Annotated in this window: 21 protein-coding genes; 11 read left to right on the top strand and 10 right to left on the bottom strand. The window is 67.1% G+C overall.

Features of this window, described 5'->3' with window-relative positions:
- Positions 1-3 precede the first annotated feature (3 nt).
- Complete coding sequence (locus AC1DR1_RS10625) at positions 4-1440, bottom strand: acetyl-CoA C-acetyltransferase (RefSeq protein WP_229992587.1); 1437 nt, start codon at positions 1438-1440, stop codon at positions 4-6.
- 61 nt (positions 1441-1501) lie between these two features.
- On the opposite strand from AC1DR1_RS10625, the gene AC1DR1_RS10620 reads away from it, so the two are divergent.
- Together AC1DR1_RS10620 and AC1DR1_RS10615 are read left to right on the top strand one after the other, a co-directional pair.
- Positions 1502-2224, top strand: coding sequence for a TetR/AcrR family transcriptional regulator (locus tag AC1DR1_RS10620; RefSeq protein ID WP_229992588.1), 723 nt, complete (start codon positions 1502-1504; stop codon positions 2222-2224).
- A gap of 74 nt (positions 2225-2298) precedes the next feature.
- A complete protein-coding gene (locus AC1DR1_RS10615) occupies positions 2299-4485 on the top strand; it encodes an acyl-CoA dehydrogenase family protein (RefSeq protein ID WP_476992557.1) in 2187 nt (728 codons plus the stop codon).
- 75 nt (positions 4486-4560) lie between these two features.
- Here AC1DR1_RS10615 and glgA read toward each other — a convergent pair whose 3' ends face one another.
- Complete coding sequence (gene glgA, locus AC1DR1_RS10610) at positions 4561-5766, bottom strand: glycogen synthase (RefSeq protein WP_229992590.1); 1206 nt, start codon at positions 5764-5766, stop codon at positions 4561-4563.
- A 102-nt stretch (positions 5767-5868) separates the two neighbouring features.
- Here glgA and glgC point away from each other — a divergent pair, with 102 nt between their 5' ends.
- From glgC to AC1DR1_RS10595, 3 genes are all read left to right on the top strand, one after another.
- The gene (gene glgC / locus AC1DR1_RS10605) at positions 5869-7284 is read left to right on the top strand and encodes a glucose-1-phosphate adenylyltransferase (protein ID WP_414645444.1); all 1416 of its coding nucleotides are present in this window, start codon (positions 5869-5871) and stop codon (positions 7282-7284) included.
- A 60-nt stretch (positions 7285-7344) separates the two neighbouring features.
- On the top strand, positions 7345-8853 hold the full coding sequence (locus AC1DR1_RS10600) for an SDR family oxidoreductase (protein ID WP_229992591.1): 1509 nt from the start codon (positions 7345-7347) through the stop codon (positions 8851-8853).
- Between the two features lie 108 nt (positions 8854-8961).
- Positions 8962-9429: a pyridoxamine 5'-phosphate oxidase family protein gene (locus AC1DR1_RS10595; protein ID WP_229992592.1), complete on the top strand. Its 468-nt coding sequence runs from the start codon at positions 8962-8964 to the stop codon at positions 9427-9429.
- A 68-nt stretch (positions 9430-9497) separates the two neighbouring features.
- On the opposite strand, the gene AC1DR1_RS10590 is transcribed toward AC1DR1_RS10595, so the two are convergent.
- Positions 9498-9941 carry a universal stress protein gene (locus AC1DR1_RS10590; protein WP_229992593.1) on the bottom strand — a complete coding sequence of 148 codons (444 nt, stop codon included), beginning with the start codon at positions 9939-9941 and terminating at the stop codon, positions 9498-9500.
- A 307-nt stretch (positions 9942-10248) separates the two neighbouring features.
- On the opposite strand from AC1DR1_RS10590, the gene AC1DR1_RS10585 reads away from it, so the two are divergent.
- Complete coding sequence (locus AC1DR1_RS10585; protein ID WP_290369320.1) at positions 10249-10980, top strand: response regulator; 732 nt, start codon at positions 10249-10251, stop codon at positions 10978-10980.
- 46 nt (positions 10981-11026) lie between these two features.
- Here AC1DR1_RS10585 and AC1DR1_RS10580 read toward each other — a convergent pair whose 3' ends face one another.
- Positions 11027-12727: a GAF domain-containing sensor histidine kinase gene (locus AC1DR1_RS10580; RefSeq protein ID WP_229992594.1), complete on the bottom strand. Its 1701-nt coding sequence runs from the start codon at positions 12725-12727 to the stop codon at positions 11027-11029.
- 158 nt (positions 12728-12885) lie between these two features.
- Between AC1DR1_RS10580 and AC1DR1_RS10575 the strand changes: the two genes are divergently transcribed.
- Complete coding sequence (locus AC1DR1_RS10575; RefSeq protein WP_229992595.1) at positions 12886-13383, top strand: pyridoxamine 5'-phosphate oxidase family protein; 498 nt, start codon at positions 12886-12888, stop codon at positions 13381-13383.
- A 95-nt stretch (positions 13384-13478) separates the two neighbouring features.
- Here the strand turns inward: AC1DR1_RS10575 and AC1DR1_RS10570 are convergent, their stop codons facing one another.
- From AC1DR1_RS10570 to AC1DR1_RS10560, 3 genes are read right to left on the bottom strand one after another with little or no spacing between them, the layout of a single operon-like run.
- Positions 13479-14330, bottom strand: a complete 852-nt coding sequence (locus tag AC1DR1_RS10570) for a transglutaminase family protein (RefSeq protein ID WP_229992596.1) — start codon at positions 14328-14330, stop codon at positions 13479-13481.
- Positions 14327-15253 carry an alpha-E domain-containing protein gene (locus AC1DR1_RS10565; protein ID WP_476992556.1) on the bottom strand — a complete coding sequence of 309 codons (927 nt, stop codon included), beginning with the start codon at positions 15251-15253 and terminating at the stop codon, positions 14327-14329. The genes AC1DR1_RS10570 and AC1DR1_RS10565 overlap by 4 nt, the downstream gene beginning before the upstream one ends.
- Complete coding sequence (locus tag AC1DR1_RS10560) at positions 15246-16841, bottom strand: circularly permuted type 2 ATP-grasp protein (RefSeq protein WP_364743222.1); 1596 nt, start codon at positions 16839-16841, stop codon at positions 15246-15248. Before AC1DR1_RS10560 ends, AC1DR1_RS10565 begins: the two co-directional genes overlap by 8 nt.
- Positions 16842-16985: 144 nt before the next feature.
- Between AC1DR1_RS10560 and AC1DR1_RS10555 the strand changes: the two genes are divergently transcribed.
- Complete coding sequence (locus AC1DR1_RS10555) at positions 16986-17996, top strand: YeiH family protein (RefSeq protein WP_229992598.1); 1011 nt, start codon at positions 16986-16988, stop codon at positions 17994-17996.
- 34 nt (positions 17997-18030) lie between these two features.
- Complete coding sequence (gene pepN / locus AC1DR1_RS10550; protein WP_229992599.1) at positions 18031-20670, top strand: aminopeptidase N; 2640 nt, start codon at positions 18031-18033, stop codon at positions 20668-20670.
- A 117-nt stretch (positions 20671-20787) separates the two neighbouring features.
- Here the strand turns inward: pepN and AC1DR1_RS10545 are convergent, their stop codons facing one another.
- Entirely contained in the window at positions 20788-21891 is a 1104-nt protein-coding gene (locus AC1DR1_RS10545) for a lipoate--protein ligase family protein (protein WP_229992600.1), read from the bottom strand.
- 139 nt (positions 21892-22030) lie between these two features.
- On the bottom strand, positions 22031-22288 hold the full coding sequence (locus tag AC1DR1_RS10540; RefSeq protein ID WP_018772953.1) for a type B 50S ribosomal protein L31: 258 nt from the start codon (positions 22286-22288) through the stop codon (positions 22031-22033).
- Between the two features lie 325 nt (positions 22289-22613).
- Between AC1DR1_RS10540 and AC1DR1_RS10535 the strand changes: the two genes are divergently transcribed.
- Positions 22614-23087 carry a DUF6325 family protein gene (locus AC1DR1_RS10535; protein WP_229992601.1) on the top strand — a complete coding sequence of 158 codons (474 nt, stop codon included), beginning with the start codon at positions 22614-22616 and terminating at the stop codon, positions 23085-23087.
- A gap of 1 nt (position 23088) precedes the next feature.
- A complete protein-coding gene (locus tag AC1DR1_RS10530) occupies positions 23089-23247 on the top strand; it encodes a hypothetical protein (RefSeq protein WP_229992602.1) in 159 nt (52 codons plus the stop codon).
- A gap of 358 nt (positions 23248-23605) precedes the next feature.
- Here the strand turns inward: AC1DR1_RS10530 and AC1DR1_RS10525 are convergent, their stop codons facing one another.
- The gene (locus tag AC1DR1_RS10525; protein WP_229992603.1) at positions 23606-24421 is read right to left on the bottom strand and encodes a TrmH family RNA methyltransferase; all 816 of its coding nucleotides are present in this window, start codon (positions 24419-24421) and stop codon (positions 23606-23608) included.
- Between the last annotated feature and the right edge of the window lie 15 nt (positions 24422-24436).

Below are 24436 nucleotides of genomic sequence, written 5' to 3'. Positions count from 1 at the left end.
TCCCTAGAGTGCTTCGAGGATTGCGACGACGCCCTGGCCGCCGGCGGCGCAAATGGACACCAGCCCGCGGGCCGGGCGCCCGTTGACCTGGCCTTGGGCGTGCAGCATTTTGGCCAGCGACGCCACGATCCGGCCGCCCGTGGCAGCAAACGGGTGTCCGGCGGCCAGCGAGGAGCCGTTGACGTTCAGTTTGGTCCGGTCGATGCTGCCGAAGGCGCCGTCCAGGCCCAGGCGGGTGCGGCCGAAGTCCTCGTCCTCCCACGCGGCCAGGGTGCTCAGCACCGTGCCGGCGAAGGCCTCATGGATCTCGAAGAAGTCGATGTCGGCGAGGGTGAGATTGTGGCGTGCGAGCAGCCGGGGCACCGCGAATGCCGGCGCCATGAGCAGCCCGTCCTTGCCGTGGACAAAGTCGACGGCGGCCGCCTCGCCGTCGACCACCGCGGCGAGCTTGGGGAGGTCGTGGGCGTCGGCCCACTCCTCGGACGCGAGCAGCACGGTGGAGGCACCATCGGTCAGCGGGGTGGAGTTGCCGGCCGTCATGGTCGCTTCGGCACCCAGGTTCTTGCCGAAAACGGGTTTGAGTGTGGCCAGTTTCTCCAGGCTCGTATCGGCGCGCAGGTTAGAGTCCCGGCTCAGTCCCCGGTAAGGGGTCAGGAGGTCGTCGAAGAAGCCGGCGTCGAAGGCCGCGGCAAGATTCCGGTGGCTGTTGAAGGCGAGCTCATCCTGGGCCTCGCGGGTGATCTTCCACTGCGCGGTGGTCAGCGCCTGGTGCTCGCCCATCGACAGTCCGGTACGCGGCTCCCCCGTGTTCGGGGCATCGGGGGCCAGATCCTTGGGCCGGAGCCGGCTGAGGACCTGCAGCTTCCGGGACACGGTCTTGGCACGGTTGAGGTCCAGGAGCACCTCGCGCAGTCCCTCGCTGACCGCGATGGGGGCGTCAGAGGCGGAGTCGACGCCGCCGGCTATCGCGGAATCGATCTGGCCCAGCTTGATTTTGTTCGCCAGGCCGAGCACCGTTTCCAGGCCGGTGGCGCAGGCCTGCTGGAGGTCGTACGCCGGGGTCTCGGCAGAGAGGGCCGAGCCCAGCACGGCCTCCCGGGTGAGGTTGAAGTCGCGGGAGTGCTTGAGGACGGCTCCGGCCGCGACTTCCCCGATCCGTTCGTCCTGAAGGCCGAAGCGGGCAATCAGCCCGTCCAGGGCGGCGGTGAGCATGTCCTGGTTGGAGGACTTGGTATACGCGCCGCCGGTCCGGGCAAAGGGGATGCGGTTACCGCCCACCACCACAGCCCTGCGGAGCTGCGCCGATGCCGCGCCGACGTGCTGTGTCGTCACTGCGGCCGCCCCGGCGGCGGGCCCCGCGGCGGGCCCCGCGGCGGATGTTCCGGCGGCTGGTTTGGCGGCTGGTTGGGGGCGGGGCACTGACGGTCCGTTGACGGACATGGGCTGTCTCCTTCGATCAAAGCGATTACCGATACCCAGCGTACCTGATACGCTGGGTATCGTGAACATCCCCAACGACACCCCGCCCGCCGGGCAGGCCGCCGTCGACGGCCGCGCTTCCCGCTGGCAATCCCACCGCGAGGAACGGCGGCGGGAGCTCATCAAGTCGGCCCGGAGGGCTGTGCACGCCCTTGGCAGTGAAGCGTCGATGGAGGACATTGCCGCAGCCGCGGGAACCTCAAAGTCTGTGTTCTACCGCTATTTCGGCGACAAGGCCGGACTCCAGCAGGCCGTGGGCGAAGTGGTCCTGAGCCAGATGCAGCGGCGCATCCAGGAGGCGGCCCAGAGCGCCCAGACGCCCCGTGAAGGACTGTTCGCCATGGTGTCCGCCTACCTGCAGATGGCCGAGACCAGCCCGAATGTCTACACCTTCGTCACGCGCTACGCCCCCGGCGAAGCGGATACCGCCAGCCCGCCCATTTCCACAGCCGGTGCATTGAGCCACTTCTTCGCCGCCATCAGCGACATGATTGCCCGGCCCATGCGCAGCCATCTGGGCGGCGGCCCGGACAAGGAAGCCGTGATCGGCTACTGGCCCAATGCCGCGATCGGCCTGGTGCGGAACGCCGGAGAGCAATGGCTCGCCAGCCCGCCCGGACCCGGTAAACCGGACCAGGAAGCCATGGCTCGGCAGATCACGGACTGGCTCTGCTTCGGGATCGCGCCCGAGCTGCAGACGCCCTCGCCAGCACCGGCGGACCCGGCAGGCCAGGGCACGCTGTAACGCGGCACGCCGGCCCGCGCCGACGAACTGAATTGTCAGCACTAAAGATTGTCAGAACCACAGAAGGAAACGACATGACTGAACTAGCCGACCGCACCACCGGCAACGCATCTCGCCACACCACGACGCCGGCAGCGACGCCGGCAGCCACAACGGCCGGCCGTTCCGGCGCCGAACCCAGCTCCCCTGAGGCGCCCGCCGTCGACGTCGCGGCCCTTGGCGAACAGCTCCTCGGCAAGTGGGCCGATATCCGGCTGAAGTCCAGGGGCCTCGCCGGCCGCCCGGAACTGCACAAGATCGAGGGCCTGACCCACACCGAGCATCGCCAGCGCGCGTTCGGACAGCTCAGGATCCTGGTGGACAACGGCGCCGTTCACCGCGCATTCCCCACGTCCGTGGGCGGCTCGGATGATCACGGCGGGAACGTGGCCGGTTTCCAGGAGCTGGTCATCGCCGACCCGTCGCTGCAGATCAAGGCCGGTGTCCAGTGGGGACTGTTCGGCTCCGCGGTGAACCACCTCGGCACCGCCGAACACCACGAAAAGTGGCTGCCCGGCATCATGAGCCTGGACATTCCGGGCTGCTTCGCCATGACGGAGACCGGGCACGGTTCGGACGTGGCCAGCATTGCCACCACCGCCACCTACGACGCCGCGGCCCAGGAGTTCGTGGTCCACACGCCGTTCCGGGCCGCGTGGAAAGACTACATCGGCAACGCCGCCACCGACGGCCTGGCCGCCGTCGTGTTCGCCCAACTGGTCACCAAGGGCGTCAACCACGGCGTGCACGCGTTCTACATGGACCTGCGGGACCCCGAAACCAAGGAATTTCTGCCGGGCATCGGCGGCGACGACGACGGCGTTAAGGGCGGCCTGAACGGCATCGACAACGGCCGGCTGCACTTCACCCAGGTCCGGATCCCCCGCACCAACCTCCTGAACCGCTACGGCGACGTCGACCCTGAGGGCACCTACACGTCCCCCATCGGCAGTCCGGGCCGCCGTTTCTTCACCATGCTCGGCACGCTGGTCCAGGGCCGGGTCTCCCTCGACGGCGCCGCCGTGACGGCGTCGAAACTGGCCCTGAAAACCGCCATCCAGTACGCCACCGAACGCCGGCAGTTCAACGCCTCCTCGCAGACCGACGAAGAAGTCCTGCTGGACTACCAGCGGCACCAGCGCCGGCTCTTCACCCGGCTGGCCACCACGTACGCCGCGAGCTTCGCCAGTGACCAGCTGCTGCAGAAATTCGACGACGTCTTCTCCGGCCGTCACAGCACCGACCAGGACCGCCAGGACCTCGAGACCCTGGCCGCGGCACTCAAACCGCTCAGCACCTGGCACGCACTCGATACCCTGCAGGAATGCCGYGAGGCCTGCGGCGGCGCCGGGTTCCTGATCGAGAACCGTTTCGCCTCGCTCCGCGCCGACCTGGACGTGTACGCCACTTTCGAGGGCGACAACACGGTCCTGCTGCAGCTGGTCGCCAAGCGGCTGCTGGCCGACTACGCCAAGGAATTCCGCACCGTGAACTTCGGCGTGCTGGCCCGCTACGTCGTGGGCCAGGCCACCGGTGTCGCGATCCACCGCACCGGACTGCGCGGCGTCGCCCAGTTCGTGGCGGACACCGGATCAGTGCAGAAAGCGGCCCTGGCGATCAAGGACGAAGCAAGCCAGCGGACCCTGCTGACGGACCGCGTCCAGACCATGGTCGCGGAGGTGGCCACGGCCCTCAAGGGTGCCAACCGGCTCCCGCAGCAGCAGGGCGCCGCCTTGTTCAACGCGCACCAGCACGAACTCATCGAGGCCGCCCAGGCCCATGCGGAGCTGCTGCAGTGGGAGGCCTTTACCGAGGCCCTCGGGAAAGTCAGCGACCCGGGCACGCACAAGGTCCTGACGTGGCTGCGTGATCTGTTCGGCCTGTCCCTGATCGAGAAGAACCTGTCCTGGTACCTCATGAACGGCAGGCTGTCGATGCAGCGCGGACGCACCGTGGGCGAATACATCAACCGCCTGCTCGTGAAGATCCGCCCGCACGCCGTGGACCTGGTGGACGCCTTCGGCTACGGACCGGAGCACCTCCGCGCGGAGATCTCCACCGGCGCGGAGAAAGTCCGCCAGGACGAGGCCCGGGACTACTTCCGGAAGCAGCGGGCCAGCGGCCAGGCACCCCTGGACGAAAAGATCCTGCTCGCCCGCGCGGCCCGGGTGACAAAGGCCCACGGCACGAAAACCCACGGCACAAAGGCCCACGGCGCCTGACCCAGCCGAATTACGACGACGGCGCCGCCGCCTCAGCAGGGGCGGCGCCGTCGTCGATTGCCGTTCAGATGCGGGTCAGGAGCCCTCGTTGAGCACCGAGCGGTAAACCTCAAGCGTGGTCTCCGTGATCGATTCCCAGGAGAAGTGCTCCTCGGCCCGGCGCCGGCCGGCTTCGCCCATGGCGCGCGCCCGGGCAGGATCGGACACCACTTCGATGAGGGCCTCGGCAAAGTCGGTGACGAACTTCTCCGGGTCCAGCGGGATGCCGGTGCCGTCCGTGACCTGCTCGATCGGAACAAGCAGCCCGGTCTTGCCGTGCTCGACGACCTCCGGAATACCGCCGGTGGCGCTGGCCACCACGGCGGCACCGCACGCCATCGCCTCCAGGTTGACGATGCCCAGCGGTTCGTAAATGGACGGGCACGCGAACGCGGTCGCGTGGCTGAGCACCTGGATGACCTCGTTGCGGGGCAGCATCCGCTCGATCAGGATCACGCCGCTGCGCTGGCTCTGGAGCTCCTCGATCAGGCGTGCCGTCTCGGCCGCCAGTTCCGGAGTGTCCGCGGCACCGAGGCACAGCACCAGCTGGACGTCGGCCGGGAGCTTGGCGGCGGCCCGCAGCAGGTAGGGTACGCCCTTCTGCCGGGTGTTCCGGCCCACAAAAACAACGCTGGGGCGCTCCGGATCGATCCCGAGCGGACGGATGATGTCATCAGATTCGTCCCGGTTCCACTGGCTGACATCGATGCCGTTATGGACCACCTTGACCTTGGCCGGATCCACGTCGGGATAGCTGCGCAGGATGTCCTGCCGCATCCCTTCAGAGACCGCGATAATGGCGGCAGCGGCCTCGTAGGCGGTCTTTTCCACCCATGAGGACACCGCGTATCCGCCACCGAGTTGCTCGGCCTTCCACGGGCGCAGCGGTTCCAGGCTGTGGGCGCTGAGGACATGCGGGATGCCGTGGAGCAGGGACGCGATGTGTCCGGCCATGTTGGCATACCAGGTGTGGGAGTGGACCAGGTCCGCGCCGGCTATGTCCGGAACGATCCTCAGGTCCACCCCGAGGGTCTGGATGGCGGCGTTTGCTGAGCCCAGGTCGTCGGGCACGGAATACGACGTGACGGTCGCTCCGTGATACCCGGGCTCGCGGGGCGCGCCGAAGGCACGCACCTGAAGATCCACGCGTTGGGCCAGCACCCTGCTGAGCTCGGCCACATGGACCCCGGCGCCGCCGTATATTTCCGGCGGGAATTCTTTGGTCACAATATCTATTCGCACATGCACCAAGGTAGTCGTTACGGTGGAACTGATCTAGTGTGAAGACGTTCGGGCATGCCGGACTGTATTGGGGAGTAACGAAGGCGTTCAGGAGCTATCACCATGCCGCATCAAAAGAGAGTTTTGGCAATTGTCCTCGCAGGTGGCGAGGGAAACCGGCTCATGCCGTTGACGGCGGACCGGGCCAAGCCTGGTGTCCCGTTTGCCGGAAGCTACCGGCTAATTGACTTTGCCCTTTCAAATCTTGTGAATTCCCGCTATCTACAAATTGTGGTGTTGACGCAATACAAGTCCCACAGCCTTGACCGGCACATTTCCGAAACGTGGCGCATGTCCACCCAGTTGGGCAACTATGTGGCCTCGGTTCCGGCCCAGCAGCGCGTCGGCAAGAGCTGGTTCCTCGGCAGCGCAAACGCCATCTATCAGTCCCTAAACCTCATTCATGACGCCAATCCCGACATCGTGGTGGTGGTCGGCGCAGACCACGTCTACCGGATGGACTTCTCCCAGATGGTGGCGCAGCACGTCGCCAGCGGGGCCAAAGCCACAGTCGCCGCCGTCCGCCAGCCTCTGCACATGGCGGACCAGTTCGGCGTGATCGAAACGGATGCGGACAACCCGGAGAAAATTGCCGCGTTCGTCGAGAAGCCGTCCTCGACGCCCGGCCTCGCGGCCGACCCCAGCCAGTTCCTGGCCTCCATGGGCAACTACGTGTTCGACGCCGATGCCCTGGTCGAAGCCCTCCACGTGGACGCCGAGCGCCTCGACACCAAGCACGACATGGGCGGGGACATCATTCCCTACTTCGTGAACCAGGGTGAGGCCGGCGTCTACGACTTCACCCTCAACGACATTCCCGGGTCCACCGAACGGGACCGCACCTACTGGCGCGACGTCGGCACCATCGATTCGTTCTACGACGCCCACATGGACCTGATCTCCCCCGTTCCGGTCTTCAACCTCTACAACTCTGAGTGGCCGATCTACACCCGCCAGAGCATTTCGCCGCCGGCCAAGTTTGTCCGCGGCAAGTCCAACACTGTGGGTACGGCACTGGATTCCATCGTGGCCAGCGGTGTCGTCGTCTCTGGCGGCATTGTGGAGGGGTCCGTGCTCTCCAATGACGTCTACGTCGGCACCGCAAGCCGGGTCCTGGACTCGGTACTGATGGACAAGGTCAATGTCGGCGAAGGCGCTGTCATCAAACGCGCCATCATCGACAAGAACGTCAAGGTTCCGGCCGGGGCCGCTATCGGGCTCGACCCCGAACTGGACCGCGCCCGCGGGTTCAAGGTCACCGACTCCGGAATTACGGTCCTGTCCAAGGGGCAGGTGGTCCCGGACCCGAGCGATTCGGAACGGGCGCTCTCTGCGGCCAACCTCCGCCTGGTGCCGGATGCCGTCCGCACCGCGACGGAGAGCTGGCCCGAATTGCGGGAGTCCGTGGACAAGGTTGTCCACGTGCAGGCCGCCGCGGTCGGCGCGGACGCACCGGCCAAGCAATCGCCCACGGCATAGTCAGGCGGGGGCCCGGCGCTGCGGTCAGGCCGGGTCCCCGCACCCTGTAAAATTAGGGCAATGAGCTCCCCCGATCTGTCCTCCGATCTTCCCTCTGCCGAGTCTGGTCTTGCCGGGCCCGGCTTGGCCGAGCTGACCCCGGAGGAAATCCAGGCCTGCCTGAAGGTCCTGAACACGATCCACGCCTATGACGAGGAACACCCGGACTACCTTTCCGTGCGCCGCGCCACCGGGAAGATGTTCAAGGCCGTCAAGCGCCACCGGCGGGTCAGCAAGCGCGATGAGATCGCCGAGGCGGACCGCGCCGTGATCGCCCAGACGGCGACGGCGGCCCCCGACAGGATCGACGACGAGACGCGCGGCAACAAGCTCGCCACGTCCGCGACCGGGGAGATCGCCGGCCATCTCATCAGGTCCCGGCCGTGTTACATCTGTAAGCAGCACTACACCCAAGTGGACGCCTTCTACCACCAGCTGTGTCCCGAGTGCGCCATGTTCAGCCACAGCAAGCGCGACGCCCGCACCGATCTGACCGGCCGCAGAGCCCTGCTGACCGGCGGCCGGGCAAAGATCGGCATGTACATCGCGCTCCGGCTCCTCCGGGACGGCGCCCACACCACCATCACCACCCGGTTCCCCAAGGACGCCGCCCGCCGCTTCGCCGCGATGGAGGACAGTACCGACTGGCTGCACCGGATCCGGATCGTGGGCATCGACCTCCGCGACCCGTCCCAGGTAATGGCCCTGACGGATTCCCTCGATGCCGCAGGGCCGCTGGACATCATCATCAACAATGCGGCCCAGACGGTGCGGCGCTCCGGCAACGCCTACAAGCCCCTCGTCGACGCAGAGGACGAGCCGCTGCCAGCCGCTCTCCAGGCTGCCAACGGGGGCCCGGAACTCGTCACGTTCGGCCACGCCCACGACAAGCACCCGCTTGCCCTTGCCAGCAGCGTGTTCGACCATCCCGTCCTGGCCGGGGACGCAATCACTTCCCTCGCCCTCTCCACGGGCTCCGCGTCGCTGGAGCGCATTGCCTCCGGCACCGCCATCGACGCCGGCGGGCTGGTCCCGGACCTCGCCACGATCAACAGCTGGACCCAGGTGCTGGACGAAGTGGACCCTCTGGAGATGCTCGAAGTGCAGCTGTGCAACGTAACGGCTCCCTTCCTGCTGGTCAGCCGGCTGCGCGGCGCCATGAAGCGCTCCACCGCGCGGCGGAAGTACATCGTCAATGTCAGCGCCATGGAAGGCCAGTTCTCCCGCGCCTACAAGGGCCCCGGGCACCCGCACACGAACATGGCCAAGGCTGCGCTGAACATGATGACCCGTACCAGTGCCCAGGAAATGCTCGACGCCGACGGCATCCTGATGACGGCCGTGGACACCGGCTGGATTACGGACGAGCGGCCGCACTACACCAAAGTCCGCCTCATGGAAGAGGGCTTCCACGCGCCCCTTGACCTGGTTGACGGCGCCGCCCGCGTTTACGACCCCATCGTGATGGGCGAATCCGGCGAGGACCAGTACGGCGTCTTCCTGAAGGACTACAAGCCCAGCCCCTGGTGACAGGCACCCGGGTGGCGCCTCACGCTGAGGTGTGCAGTGCAGTGAGGAGCGCAGTGCAGGCCTTATGGCCCTAATCGGGGTCCGGGCCGGTACGTAACGTGGCTCCACATGGACACAACCACGCCACTGCCGGATTACTCGCTGACCATGGACCAGTGCTGGGCGCTGCTCGATGCCGAAGTCGTGGGGCGCGTAGCGCTGATCGTGGACAGCCATCCAGAGATCTTTCCGGTGAACTTCGTGCTGGAGCGGCGCACGATTGTCTTCCGCACCTCGGGGGGCACGAAGCTGTGGGGCGCCATCACGGGCAAGCCGGTCGCATTCGAGATCGACGGGTACGACGCCCGCGACGAGACGGCCTGGAGCGTGATGGCACGCGGCGAAGCCGAACTGATGGAGAACCAGGCGGACAAGGACGAGGCGGATGCCCTGCTCCTGGAACCGTGGCAGCCCGGCGGCAAGCCGTACTACGTGCGTGTGGCTCCCAAGGCGCTGACCGGGCGACGCTTCAAGGTCAACAGGCCCGATGTGTGGGTCACCCGTCTCTCGGACCAGCGCCGTGCCTCGTTCGAATAGCTCGCGGGTCGAATAGGACACGGTTCGAATCACGTGGGTTCGAATAGCTCCGTGCAGGGATTCCGGCGTCAGTCGCTTTCTGGCGAGTGAACGACCAGTACCGGGCAATGCGCATGCGCCACGCAGGCCGAACTGACTGATCCCAGGAGCAGGCCGCCGAACCCGCCGTGGCCGCGGCGGCCCACCACGAGCATGTCCGCGGACTTGCTTTCCTCGATAAGCATGCGGCGGGGATGTCCCTGGACGAGGCGGGCCTCGACGTTGTCCGGGGTGTCCGGGCCGAAAGCCTTCACCACCGCCTCGGCCAGGATTTCCCCTGCCCGGACGTCGAAGTCCTCGATGCCGACGGCGACGTAGCCGTCGTACACCGGAGGGTAGTCCCAGCACGCCAGCGCCACGATCTTGGCGGACAGCGGCACCGCGAGGGCCTGCGCATGCCGTAACGCCGACACCGAAGCGTCCGAGCCGTCAACGCCTACCACGATCGTGCGGACGTCCCTGGCTTCGTTCATCGGTTAACCCTTGTCCTCGTGCCGGCCGAGCCTGCTGCGCCAGATGGCGACGCTCCAATGATTTCCTCCGCCCGGCCAGGGAGCCTAGGGCCAAAAGTCATGCAAGCACACCAGCCAGCTCGCGTCCGAAAGCGATCAGTGCAGCGGTCGCAGGCGGCCCGTTGGGCACTATGACCCTTGTCCGTGGCGCCGCAGTGCAGAAGAATGGCAGAGGCTGGGGTAGTCAATGCACCACAGATGTTCATGCACCACAGAAGTCAATGACTACAGAATCGAGCGGTCCCGCAAGCGGCCGGACGGGAGAACCATGATTGCCTGGGCAGACGCAGGTCTCGCTGCACCTGATGGCGTGCAGGCGGTGATCCGCGTCTTCATCCTCGATGACCACGAACTCGTCAGACGCGGACTGCAGGAACTTCTCGAAGGCGAGGGTTTCGTGGTGGTCGGCAGTTCCGGATCCGCGGTGGAGGCGACCCGCCGCATTCCCGCACTGCACCCCGATGTCTGCGTGCTGGACGCCCGCTTGCCGGACGGAACCGGTATTGAAGTCTGCCGGGACGTGCGGTCGGTGGACCCGTCCTTGAACTGCATCATCCTGACGAGCTTCGACGACGAACAAGCCCTGCGCGGGGCCGTGCTGGCCGGCGCGCGCGGATATGTGCTGAAGGAGATCGGCGGCACGGACCTGATCGGAGCGCTGCGGCGGGCAGCAGCGGGCGAGACCCTCTTCGAGGAAGACGTCGCCGCCGGCATCGTGGACAGCCTGGTGGAGGCCGAGGAAGTTGACCCGCGCACCTCATCCCTCACGCCCCAGGAACGCAAGGTGTTGGAGCTGGTGGGCGGCGGGCTGACCAATCGGCAAATTGCCGCCGAAATGTTCCTGGCAGAAAAGACCGTCAAGAACTATGTGTCGTCGCTGCTGGCCAAGCTCGGTTTCGAACGACGCACCCAGGCCGCTGTCTTCATCGCCAGCCCGGCATTTCCGGTGGCCTCCGGTGCAGGCACCGGCGATGGCACCCGGCCTCACAGCGTCCGGTAACCTCCCTGCGCGAGCCTCCCTGCGCGCCGGCTAGAGGGACACCGGGCTAGAGGGGCACGGACCACTCCAGGCTGGTGCCGGCGTCGGGCGCGCTCGTAATGGTGCATTCGCCGTCCAGCATGCGTGCCCGGTCCTCGAGATTGCTCAGCCCGTTGCGTTTTCCGGGTTGGGCGAATCCGGCGCCGTTGTCGCTGATTACCACCGTCACGCGGCCCTTGACGACCGCCACCGAGACCGAGATGGTATCAGCCCCGGAGTGCCGGATGGCGTTGCTGAGCCCTTCGGAAACCACAGCCACGACGTTGTCGGCCTTGTCCGGAGTCACGGCATCCACGGGTCCTGTGATGGTCAGGCGCGGTGCAAAGGGCATGGATTTCGCCGAACTTCGCGTGACCCGACGGATCCGTCCGCTCAGCAATTCGGCATCGCCGATATTGCTCTTCAGTGAGTAGATGGTGTCGCGCAGGCTGCGGATCGCCTCGTCGAGTTCACCTGTGATGGTACGGATGCGCTCCCACGCCAGTTCGTCCTTGGTGAACCGGGTCAGGCTCTGCACGCTCAGCCCGGCGGCGAACAGCCGCTGGATGACGAGGTCGTGCAGGTCCCGGGCAATCCTGTCGCGGTCCGTGAAGACCAGGAGCTCTTCGCGCAGCCGGTGCACCCGGGACAGTTCCAAGGCGAGGGCAACGTGGGAGCCGAAGACGGCCCCCATCTCGATGTCCGTCCGGGCGTAGCGGACCGAATCCTTGTTCCGTGCCAGCAGCAGGAGACCATGGTGGGCGCCTTGGGTGCTCAGTGCCACCGCCAGCAGCGGACCGGTGACTCCGGCGTCGACCTCCCCGACCACTTCCGACGCGTCGTCGAACAGCACCGGCTCGCCGCCTTCAAGGACACTATCCAGGAGCCCTGATTCCAGATGCAATGACTTTCCCGAAAACGCCGCGCCGCGCCCACCGGCAACGCCGATCACCACGTGGTCAACGCCGTTGGCTGCGGGAGCCACCAACAGGGCGAGATCGGACGCGGACTCCTGGAGCGCGCGGCCGGCAATCGGGTCCAGGCCGCCTGAGGTGTAGTCGCGGTCCGTGCTCAGCATCAGCCCGGAGACGTCCATGCAGGCTTCCAGCCAGCGGGCCCGGCGGCGGGAGTCGTCATAGAGCCTGGCATTCTCAATGGCGACGCCGGCGGCTGCCGCCAATGCGACGGCCAAGGCTTCGTCTTCGGCGGTGAAGTCGCCCCCGCCTTCCTTTTCCGTGAGGTAGAGGTTTCCGAATACGACCTCCCGGACACGGACCGGGACCCCCAAGAAAGACTGCATGGGAGGGTGGTGGGCTGGGAACCCGTAGGCTTCAAGGTGCTTGCTCAGATCATGCAGCCGAAGCGGCCGGGGGTCTGTAATCAGGAGGCCAAGGACGCCGTGACCGGTGGGCAGCGGACCGATCCGCCGCGACAATTCGCCATCGATGCCCACGGTGATGAAGTGGCTCAGCGCGTGGTCATCACCGATGACTCCCAGGGCACCAAAGCGTGCATGCAACAACCGGCAGGCCGATTCGACCACGCGTTCCAGCACGGCATCCAGGCTCAGGTCCTCGGCCAGGGCGACAACCGCTTCCAGCAGCCCCGCCATGCGTTCCTTGGATTGGAGCAGCTCTTCTGCCCGGGCGCCGAACCCCTTCAGCAGTTCCTCAACCACGGGATTTGGCTCGGATACGGCATGGCCAGAACCCTCACCCGTTGATTGCATATCTTTGCCCCCACTCGCTCCGGCCCGTGTCGACGCTGACGGCCCTATGCCAGAATACCGCGAAGAACTCAGGAATGCCTCAGAATTCACAGTTTTAACCGACGTCTGGGACCATATGCCCTAGCCGTCCCCAGCCCCGGCAGCGTACGCTCGCCGGCATGAGTACTGAGTCGAGCCCGGGCAGTCACGAGTCAAAGGACAAGGCCCACACCGTCGAAAACCTGGCCACTCACGAATGCTGGCAATTATTGCGCAGCGTCTCGGTCGGCAGGCTTGCGGTCTGGGTGGACGATCACCCCGACATCTTCCCCATCAACTACAAAGTGGACCACGGTACCCTGGTCTTCCGGACCGCCGAGGGCACCAAGCTGCAGGCGGCCACCGGAGACACTCCGGTGGCGTTGGAAGCGGACGGCGTGAACGCGGACACCGGCGTCGCCTGGAGCGTTGTCGTCAAAGGCCAGGCCGCGCCGGTGCAGAACCCCCAGGAAGTCATGGACACGGTGGGCCTGCTGCTGTTCCCGTGGCAGGCCGGACAAAAGGAACACTTCGTCCGGATCACGGCGGACACCGTCACAGGCCGGCGCTTCAAGGTGGTACCGCCGCAGACGTGGTGGACGCCGTTGGACGACTCCACCCGCTCCGGCCTCGAATAACTCCCCCAAAGCACCGCATGCTCTATCAGATCGGGCTGCTTTGAGGGCCTCAGGGCAGCCCGATCTGATAGCGCAACGTGGAGCGGCGCAACGGTTTAGGCCAGGCGGGTGATCTCCACGCTGACGGTGAGGGCCGATCCCCCGCCGCCGGACAGGATGCCCTTGAGCGGCGGCACGTCGCGGTAGTCGCGGCCCCGGGCGACAGTGACGTGGAAGTCCCCCGCCGGCTTGTGGTTGGTCGGGTCCCAGCTCCGCCATTCGCCGTCCCACCACTCGAGCCACGCATGGGATTGGCCGGCAACTGTCTCGCCGAGATCCGCCGTCGAGCGGGGGTGAAGGTAGCCGGACACATAGCGGGCCGGGATACCGCAACTGCGCAGGGAGCCGATGGCGAGGTGTGCCAGGTCCTGGCAGACGCCCTGCCGCTGGTTCCAGGCTTGCTCGGCGTTGGTGGTCACGCCGGTGGAGCCCTTCATATAGGTCATTTCGCCGCGCATCCAGGCAAAGACTGCCATGGCCGCCTCGTGCGGCGTTTTTCCCTCCACAACTCCGGGGATGATGGCGAGCACTTCAGAGCCGGGATTCGTCAGCTGGGACTGGGGAACCCAGTCACTGAACTGGTTGAGCGTCTCCGGTGCGGCCAGGACGTCCCATCCCACGATGTCGGCCTCGGCTGCGATCTTCTCGACCCGGTGCACCTCAACGGTGGTGGTGGACAGGACTTCGAGGTGCTCGTGCGGCATCTGCATGTCGAAAGCCGTCACGCGCGTGCCCCAGTAGTCGCGGTAGCTGCTCATGGCCGCCTGCGAGGGCGACACCTTCATGGAGGACTCCAGGACCACCTGCTGCGGGTCCGTCAGCGGGGTCATCCGGGCCTCGTTGTAGGACAGCGTGACGCGTTTGTTGTACTTGTACGCCGTCTTGTGGACGATGTTCAGCCGGGTCATGAAACTTCTCCCACCCAGGCCAGTTCGTCTGCCTGATTGAAGTACTTACGGGAAATGGCGTCCGAGGCCTGCGAAACCGCTTTTTGCACACGCTCCATGTGCTCCGGCAGCTCCGACATGAGGTCATCGGTGCGGTGGAACTCCAGGAAAGTGCGGGCCTGGCCGACAATCCGGCGGGCGTCGTTAATGAAGCCGACGCGCTGGGCCGAGGGGTCCAGTTTCGCCAGGCACTCGTCGGCGTCCCGCAGGGCGTAGACGATGGACCGCGGGAACAGCCTGTCCAGGAGCAGGAATTCGGCCGCGTGCTGGTCCCCGAACGCCGCCCGGCGGGTCCGCAGGAAGGATTCGTACGCGCCGGCGCAGCGGAGCATGTTCACCCACGACATGCCGGCCGAGAGGACATCGCGTGTGGACAGCATGCGCGCGGTCATGTCGGCCCGCTCCAGGGACCGGCCCAGGACCAGGAACTGCCAGCTCTCATCGTGGCTGACGGTGGTGYCGGCCAGGCCGCTGACCATGGCCGTGCGTTCCAGGACCCAGTTGCAGAAGCGGTAGGTACCCACCACGTCCTTGCGGTGCTGGTTCAGCCCGTAGTAGGTCGTGTTCAGGCTTTCCCAGAGCCCGGAGGAAACGGTCTCGCGGGCGCGGCGGGCGTTTTCCCGGGCCGCGCCGAGGGAGCCGGCAATGGACGTGGCACTCTGCTTGTCGTAGGCGAGGGCATTGAGCAGTTCCGGCAGGCCGAAATCCTCATTCTGCGCACGGGCCCCCATGACGGCGAGGAGTTCCTGCGCGACGCTGCGCTGTTCCTCCATGGGCAGATGGTTGAGCCGCTCGAGGTGGACGTCGAGGATCCGGGCCGTGCCGTCGGCCCGTTCCACGTAGCGGCCGATCCAAAAAAGTGACTCGGCAATACGGCTAAGCATTCGCGGGTACCTCCTGCGCGTCAGAAATCTGCTGCTGCTGCTGTTCTTTCTGGCTGTCGCGCCAGTTGCTCTCCACCGGCCAGACCGAAACCCGCTCGCGGATTGCGATGCTGGGCCGCGGGATCACTTCGACGGGGACCTGCGGGGAATCCGCCAGGACCCAGGTGTCCTTGGAGCCGCCGCCCTGGCTGGAATTGACGATCAGCGAGCCCTCCTTGAGCGCCACGCGGGTCAGTCCGCCGGGGAGAACCCAGACGTCCTCGCCGTCGTTGACGGCGAAGGGGCGCAGGTCCACGTGCCGGGGGCCGAACTTGTCGCCGCTGAGCGTGGGCACGGTGGACAGCTGCAGCACCGGCTGGGCGATCCAGCCGCGGGGGTCGGCGATGATCCGCTTGCGCAGGGCATCGAGTTCGTCCCTGGAGGCGTCCGGGCCGATCACCAGGCCCTTGCCGCCCGAGCCGTCCACGGGCTTGACCACGAGCTCGTCGAGGCGGTCCAGGACGTGCTCCCGGGCCTCTTTCTCTTCCAGCCGGAACGTGTCCACGTTGGCGATCAGGGGCTCTTCGCTCAGGTAGTAGCGGATGAGGTCGGGCACATAGCTGTAGACCAGCTTGTCATCGGCGACGCCGTTGCCCACGGCGTTGGCGATCGTGACGCCGCCGGCGCGGGCGGCGTTGACCAGGCCGGGGCAGCCGAGCATGGAGTCGGCGCGGAACTGCAGCGGGTCCAGGAATTCGTCGTCGATCCGTTTGTAGATCACGTCCACCCGCTGCTCGCCGGCCGTGGTGCGCATGTAGACCCGGTTGCCGCGGCAGATGAGGTCGCGGCCCTCGACGAGTTCGACACCCATCAGGCCGGCGAGCAGGGTGTGCTCAAAGTAGGCGCTGTTGAACACGCCGGGGGTCAGGACCACCACGGTGGGATCGTCGACGCCGGAGGGCGCCGTCTTCCGCAGGGCGGACAGGAGCCGGCGGGGGTACTCCTCGACCGGGCGGATGAGCTGCTGGCCGAAGGCCTCGGGCAGGCCCTTGGCCATGGCCCTGCGGTTCTCGAGGACGTAGCTGACGCCCGAGGGCACACGCACGTTGTCCTCCAGGACGCGGAAGGTGCCCGCGGCGTCGCGGACGACGTCGATACCGGAAATGTGGACGCGGACGCCGCCGGCCGGTTCGAAGCCGTGCACCTGGCGGTGGAAGTGCGCGCTGGTGGTGACGAGCTGGCGCGGGATGACGCCGTCGGACACCACCGTCATTTTGTCGTAGACGTCGTTAAGGAAGGCTTCCAGGGCGCGGACCCGCTGGGCCACACCGCGTTCCAGGACGCTCCACTCATCGGCGGGGATCACCCGGGGGACGATGTCCAGCGGGAACGGCCGCTCTTCACCTGCGAAGTCGAACGTCACGCCGCGGTCCAGGAAGGTCCGCGCCATGGAATCGGCACGGGCGCTGACGTCAGCCAACGAAAGTTCACGCAGGGCCACGGCCACCTGCCCGTAGGACTTCCGGGCCTGCTGGCCGGGGGCAAACATCTCGTCGTAGGCGCCGGTTCGGCCGGCGGCCTCGGAGTAATCCTGGAATAGGTCAGACATGGTCACTAGCCAACCACTTTTTCGTTACGAAATCATTTCGGCGGCCCGCGCGGCGGCCCGCGGAGCGCGGTCCTCAGGCGCGGGCCCGCTTGCCGGGATGGCCGCGGTTACGGCTTTTCCGGCCGGGTACGGCAATGTAGGGGCGTGCCCCCCAAGAGATCCGCTGCCGCGGCCGCGCCAGGCCTGATCGGCGCCGCGGCCGCCGTTGCCGTCGCCGTCGCCGTCCATCTGCTGCTTCCGGCGCTGCCGGCGATGACCCTGGCCGTGCTCCTCGGGCTCTTGGCCGCGAACCTGCCCGGCGTGGCGGGGTGGACCGCCGGGCCGGCGCGTCCCGGGCTCGACTTCGCCGGCAAACACCTGATGCGGGCCGGGATCGTGGTGCTGGGCCTGAAAGTCAGCCTCGGCGATGTGCTGGGCCTGGGCTGGGCTGCGCTGCTGCTCGTGACGGCCGTGGTGCTGGCTGCCTTCGCTGGCACATACGGGATCAGCAGGCTCTTCCGGCTTCCTCCCCGGGTATCGCTGCTGGTGGCCACCGGTTTCGCCATCTGCGGAGCGTCCGCGATCGGGGCGATGGCCGCCGTGCGCAGAATCCGGCAGGAGGACACCGTGCTGCCCGTGGCGCTCGTGACCCTGTGTGGAACGCTGGCAATCGGGGTGCTGCCGTTGCTCGCGCGGCCGCTGGGACTCGGCCCGGAGCTCTTCGGGGCGTGGACCGGCGCCTCGGTGCACGACGTCGGGCAGGTGGTCGCCACCGCCCAGACCGCGGGCGCCGCGGCGCTGGCGGTCGCCGTCGTCGTCAAACTCACCCGGGTGATCCTGCTGGCCCCGATGGTCGCCGCCGCGGGGTTCCACCACCGGCTGGGCACCGCCGACGACGGCGCCACGCGTCCGCCGGTGATCCCGCTGTTCGTCATCGGATTCGTGGCCCTGGCGGGCCTGCGCACCACCGGGTGGCTCTCCCCCGCAGTGCTGGACGGGGCCGCCGCCCTCCAGGACGCGCTGCTGGGCATGGCGCTATTCGGGCTGGGCTCCGCCGTCCGCGTGGGGCAGCTGGTGCACACCGGCGCACGCGCGCTGCTGGCCGCGCTGGCGTCCTGGCTGCTGATCGCCCTGCTGGGCCTGGCGGCCGCGTACCTGATGTTCCCGCCGGCGTGATCCGGCGCACACGCTCCCGTGATTAGATAGCTGGGTGTCAAACCAGAACTTGAGCCGCGACGAGGCCGCGGTCCGTGCCGCTCTCATTACCACGCACAGCTACGACGTCTCCCTCGACGTCCGGCAGGCAGCCGACCCGAACGTCGCCGGCTACACAAGCCGCAGCGTCATCTCCTTCTCGGCCAGCGAACCCGGGGCATCGACCTTCGTGGACTTCATCGCGGACAGCGTGCACAGCGTCTTCCTCAACGGCAAGGGCCTCGCCGTCGCCGACGTCGTGGACGGTTCCCGGATCCGGCTCGAGAACCTGCAGCCGGAGAACCAGGTCACCATCACCGGGACAGCGCTCTACAGCACTTCCGGTGAGGGCATGCACCGCTTCGTCGACCCAGCCGACGGCCAGTGCTACCTGTACACGCAATACGAACCCGCCGACGCCCGCCGCGTGTTCGCCAACTTCGAGCAACCCGACCTGAAGGCCGAGTTCACCTTCCACGTCATGGCCCCCTCCGAGTGGCAGGTGTCCTCCAACGGCGCCGAGGTGCTGCGCACCCAACTAACTTCCGATCCCGCCACGAGCCGCTGGGACTTCGCCCCCACCAAGGCGATGTCCACCTACATCACCACTGTCCTGGCCGGACCGTACTTCAGGGCCGAGGACGCCTGGAGCGGCACACTCGCCGACGGCACGGTCCTGGAGGTGCCGCTGGCGCTCTACTGCCGCGCCTCCATGGCCGCGTCCTTCGACGCCGATGCCCTGTTCCGCCTCACCAAGAACGGGCTGACTTTCTTCAACGAGCTCTTTGATTTCCCCTACCCGTGGGGCAAATACGAACAGGCCTTCGTGCCCGAGTACAACCTCGGCGCCATGGAAAACCCCGGCCTGGTGACGTTCACCGAAAGCTACGTCTTCACTTCCCGGGCCGCCGATTCGCAGTACCAGGCCCGTGCCAACACGCTCCTGCACGAGATGGCGCATATGTGGTTCGGCGATCTCGTGACCATGAAGTGGTGGGATGATTTGTGGCTCAAGGAATCCTTCGCCGACTACATGGGCACCCTCGGCGTGGACCGGAGTACGGACTGGGACACGGCCTGGGTGAACTTTGCCAACAACCGCAAGTCGTGGGCCTACGTCCAGGACCAGCTGCCCACCACGCACCCCATCGTTGCCGACATCCCGGACCTGGAGGCCGCGAAACAGAACTTCGACGGCATCACGTACGCCAAGGGCGCCTCGGTGCTCAAGCAACTCGTGGCCTACGTCGGGTTCGAGGCCTTCATTGCCGGGTCCCGCCAGTACTTCCGGGACCACGCCTACGGCAACACCACCCTCGCCGAGCTGCTGGCGGCACTGAGCGCGGCGTCCGGACGCGACCTCGGCGAATGGGCCCGCCAATGGCTCCAGACCTCCGGCATCTCAACCCTCTCCAGCGAGATCACCGAGCACGGGGACGCGCTCAGTTCCGTCGCCGTCCTGCAGGACGCCGTTGATCCCGCCACCGGCAGGCAGGAGCCCCGGCCGCACCGGCTCCGGATCGGGCTCTACGACTTTGACGACGCCGGCGCACTGGTCCGCACGGACAGCGTCGAGACCGATGTCAGCGGCGCCCGGACCGACGTGACCGACCTGGCCGGCAAACCCCGGCCCGCTCTGCTGCTGGTCAACGACGAGGACCTCAGCTACGCCAAGGTCCGGCTTGACCGGCACTCCGAGGCCACTGTGCGCGGCTCCCTGGACAAGCTGACGGACCCCATGGCGCGGGCGCTCTGCTGGACGGCGCTGTGGGATTCGGCCCGTGATGCCGTTACACCGGCCGCCCTCTACGTCGACGCCGTCCAGCGCTTCGGCCCCGCCGAACCGGGAATCGGGGTCCTGCTCAACGTGCTGGGCAACGCCTCGACGGCGATCGAACGCTACGTACCCCGGGGCCAGCGGGACGCCGCGCGCCGCGGCTTCCTGACCACCGCCGCGGAACAGCTGCAGGCGGCGGCACCGGGCTCCGACCAGCAACTGGCCTGGGCCAGAACCCTCGCCGCGACCAGCCGCTACGACGCCGGCCGGCTCGACCTGCTCCGGGGCATCCTGGACGCCAGCACCGTGATCGACGGTCTCGCTGTTGACGCCGAACTGCGCTGGAATCTCTGGCATGGCTTGGCCGCCAACGGCCAGGCCTCACAGGAGCAGCTGGACCAGGAGCTCGCCCGGGACAACACGGCGGCAGGGAAGTCCGGGCACGCCACGGCCCTGGCCGCCCGCCCCGAGGCGTCCGTCAAGGCGGCAGCCTGGGAGGCCGCCGTCCACGGCACGGGGCTGTCCAACCAGCTCCTGAGCGCCACCATTTCCGGGTTCAATACCGGCGCGGCCTCGCTGCTGGCCGGGTTCATTGACCCGTACTTCGAGTCCCTCGAGCAGGTCTGGGCGGACCGGAGCATTGAGATCGCCAGCCGGATTGTCCGCGGCCTCTATCCCGCAGGTCAGGATCTCGACGGGCACGGCGGGACGCCCGAGACCCATGCCGTGATTGTCCGCACCGACCACTGGCTGGCCGCCCACCCCGACGCGCCGCGCGCCCTGCGCCGGATCATCATCGAACAGCGCAGCCACCTGCACCGTTCCCTCAAGGCGCAGGCGCTGACGGCACCGGCCATAGCACCATCGACTGCTCCGTAACCGCCCTTTTGACGGCTGAAAACGCAGCTGGGCCCACGCCGGCAGGGTGCCCTGGCCGAGCTTGCGAGGCGAGGGGGCCGGTGGGGAGCAATCGATGGTGTTTAAGGAGCGGGTTCTTTAGGGAACCCGGTGCAGCCACTCCGCGGTGCCGAACTTGGCCCCCACGCGGCGGCGGGCGGCCTCAAGCTCGGCGTCGGTGAGTACCGACGGTGTCGCGTCGTAGCGTTCGGCGAAGACGTCCATCATGGCTGCGACGATCTCGGCCCGGGCCATGCCGGTCTGGCGGCGGAGCGGATCCACGCGTTTCTTGGCGCTCCTGGTGCCCTTGTCGGACAGTTTCTCCTTGCCGATCCGCAGCACCTCCACCATCTTCTCGGCGTCGATGTCGTAGCTCATGGTGACGTGGTGGAGCATCCCTCCGTTGGCGAGCCGCTTCTGCGCGGCCCCGCCGATCTTGCCGTGCTCCGTGGCGATGTCGTTGAGCGGCACGTAGAAGGCGCTGATGCCGACTTTTTCCAGGGCCGCCATCACCCAGGCGTCCAGGAAACGGTAAGAGTCCGCGAAGCTGATGCCGTCCACGAGGGTCTGCGGCAGGTAGAGCGAGTACGTGATGCAGTTCCCGGCCTCCATGAACATCGCTCCCCCGCCGCTGATCCGCCGGACCACGCTGATGCCGTGCCGGGCCACCCCCTCGGGGTGGAGTTCATTGCGGACGGACTGGAAGCTGCCGATCACCACTGACGGCTCCTCCCAGTCCCAGAACCGCAGGGTGGGGTTGCGCCGCCCGGCGCCGACTTCCTCGGTCAGGACCTCGTCCAGGGCGACGTTGACGTGGGTGGGCAGGACGGACGGGGCGATGATGTTCCAGTGGTGGTCCGCCCAGCCCGTCGCCTTCGCCAGGGCGCGGCGGACGGTGACCGCGACGGCGTCGGCGGAGAAGCCGAACAGCACGGTGCCTTCGGGCAGGGCCGCCGTCACGGCGTCCGCGATGTCGGCGGCGCTGGTGTCGACGGGCAGCCCGGTGATCGCCCGGTTGATCTCCGGCAGAGCCTCGTCGGGTTCCAGGAAGAAGTCCCCGCTCACCGAGACGTGGGCCAGTGCGCCGTCCACGACGTCGAAATCGGCCACCACGAGTTTGCCACCCGGGACCTTGTACTCGCCGTGGTGACGGCCGGCGTCCTCGTCAGTGCTGGGAGCGGTGCCCACGGGATGGGATGTCATGACATCCATCCTGCCCCATGAAGCCGGGAATCCGGGAAACTGCGAAACCACGAAAACGCGAAACCGGAACACCGGCAGAGACGCAGAAAGCCCGCACCGTTGCCGGTGCGGGCTTTCCATCAGACCTTGGAGAAGAAGCTTACTTCTTGCCGCCGAAGCCCTTGAAGCGAGCGTTGAAGCGCTCGACGCGGCCTGCGGAGTCCATGATGCGCTGCTTGCCCGTGTAGAACGGGTGCGACTCAGAGGAGATTTCGACGTCGATGACCGGGTAGGTGTTGCCGTCTTCCCACTCGATGGTCTTCGAAGAAGACACGGTGGACTTGGTCAGGAACTTGACGCCGGAAGCCAGGTCGTTGAAAACAACAGCTTCGTACTTCGGGTGGGTATTAGACTTCATAATTGGACCTTTGTTCGCACAACTGGATTTTGCCAGTTGCCAGGTATGAATGGGATGGCCGGCGGAAATCACCGGACGGCCAGCTATCAAGCATAGCCGATAGCCGGACCACTGACGAACACCATCGGTGCACGTCAGCGCGGCGCAGCAGTGCTTGGCCTCAGTCACGCGAAATCCCAGCACACCCCACATCCAGGCCATGCTCGGGGCTGATGCGTGAGCTCACCCGGCGCGGGTGAGGCGCCGCACCCCACCCGGGCACAGGATAGAACTGCGGCTGTCCGTCGGATTGCCTGTACCCGATTGAGAAACGGAGGTCATCAGTATGGCTGAGACACTGGATGAACTAGGGCCGGTGGACTGGCTCGTCGTGGAGTTCCCCGGGCCCGACTTCGGTAAGGGTCAGCTCGCCCCGTTCCTGGAGGACCTGGTAAAGCGCGACCTCATCAGGGTGCTCGACATGGTGTTCCTGAGAAAAACCGACGATGGCACGCTCGAGACGGCCGAAATCTCCGACCTCGACCCGAGCGAGCTCGGCGAGGTGCGCATGGCCGAGGCCGACCTGGCCATGGTGCTCTCTGAGCAGGACGTCATGGACCTGGCCGAGACGATCGAGCCCGGCCACTCCGCCGCGGTGCTGGTCTGGGAAAACCAGTGGGCGGCCCCTTTCGGCGCGGCCATCCGCAAGGCCGGCGGCCAACTCGTGGCCAGCGGCCGGATCCCGACCCAGGCCGTCATCGCCGCCTTCGAGGCCGACGCCGAAGCCCAGTCATCGGAAGAAGCAAAGGAAGGAGCCTGACATGCCACTGGCAGCACGACGCAGGCGCAGGACCGCCGCCGCCGTTGGCGGGGCCGTTGTCGTCGCCCACGGGATAAACCGTCGCGGCGACCGCCGTGAGGACCGGCGGGACGACCGCCAGGACGACCGCGGCGACCGGCGGGAGGACCGGCGCGACTGACACCACAGAGCCGGCTCCCGGCACACGCGGGTGCGCATGACCCTTCTGGGGTCATGCGCACCCCCACCTGACGCACTTCCCCCAGCAGGCGGAAGCCGCGAGGCATTCCGAACCGGCCACTTCTCCGGGTCTTCCCGACGATGACAGGACGCCAGCTTCGAAGCGGTCAACGCCGGAGTGTTCTTCCACGGGAACCCGGGCCAGTCCGACGGCCTGGACAGCCTCCCCGCCGCAGCTGCCGAACTGCCCGAGCAGGACTGGGGGCCTTACCCGGGCAAGAAGGACTAAAAGCTCCCAAGTTCTCCCGGCCGCGTGGCCGGGAGAACGAGAGCGGCACCGCCAAAATCCGTTGACGGCATCATTGGGAGTCCTTCGGACGGAGCTCCCAGAACGCTACCGCCGACGCAGCGGCGACGTTGAGCGAATCGACGCCCGGGCGCATGGGGATCTTCACGGCGAGGTCGACGGCGGCCAGGGTCGCTGCGCTCATGCCCGCGCCTTCCGTGCCCAGCACCAGGGCCAGCCGCTCCGGGCGGCGGGCCGCGAGCACGTCGAGATCCACCGCGTCGTCCGTGAGCTCCATGGCGGCCACGGTGAAGCCTTGCTCCTGCAGCGAGGTCAGGCCTTCCGCCCAGTCCTCCAGCCGGGCCCACGGCACCTGGAACACGGTGCCCATGCTGACCCGCACGCTGCGGCGGTAGAGCGGATCACCGCACCGTGGCGAGACCAGGACGGCGTCCACACCCAGGGCCGCGGCCGAGCGGAAGATGGCGCCGACGTTTGTGTGGTCGACGATGTCCTCCAGCACGGCAACCCGGCGGGCTCCGGCGAGCAGTTCTGCCAGCGGCACCGGGGCGGGCCGGTGCATGGCGGCCATGGCGCCGCGGTGCAGGTGGAAACCGGTGATTTCCTCCAGCAGCGCCGCGGAGCCGACATACGCCGGGACATCCGGGTACCGCTCAAAGACATCCGCCAGGTCCTCGGCCCATTTCTCGGCAAGGAAGAAGGACCGCGGCCGGTGCCCCGCGGCCAGCGCCCGGCGCAGGACGCGGGAGGACTCGGCGATGTAGAGGCCCTCGGCCGGTTCCCGGACTTTGCGCAGGTGCACGTCGGTGAGCTGCGTGTAGTCGGAAACCCGCGGGTCGTCGGCGGATTCGAGAAAGTACATGGTCACGGGCAGGTCATTTCC

This window comes from Arthrobacter sp. P4_F10, from assembly GCF_056401435.1.
The sequence above is the reverse complement of the archived record's forward strand: the minus strand, read 5'-3'. Positions and strand labels throughout refer to the sequence as shown.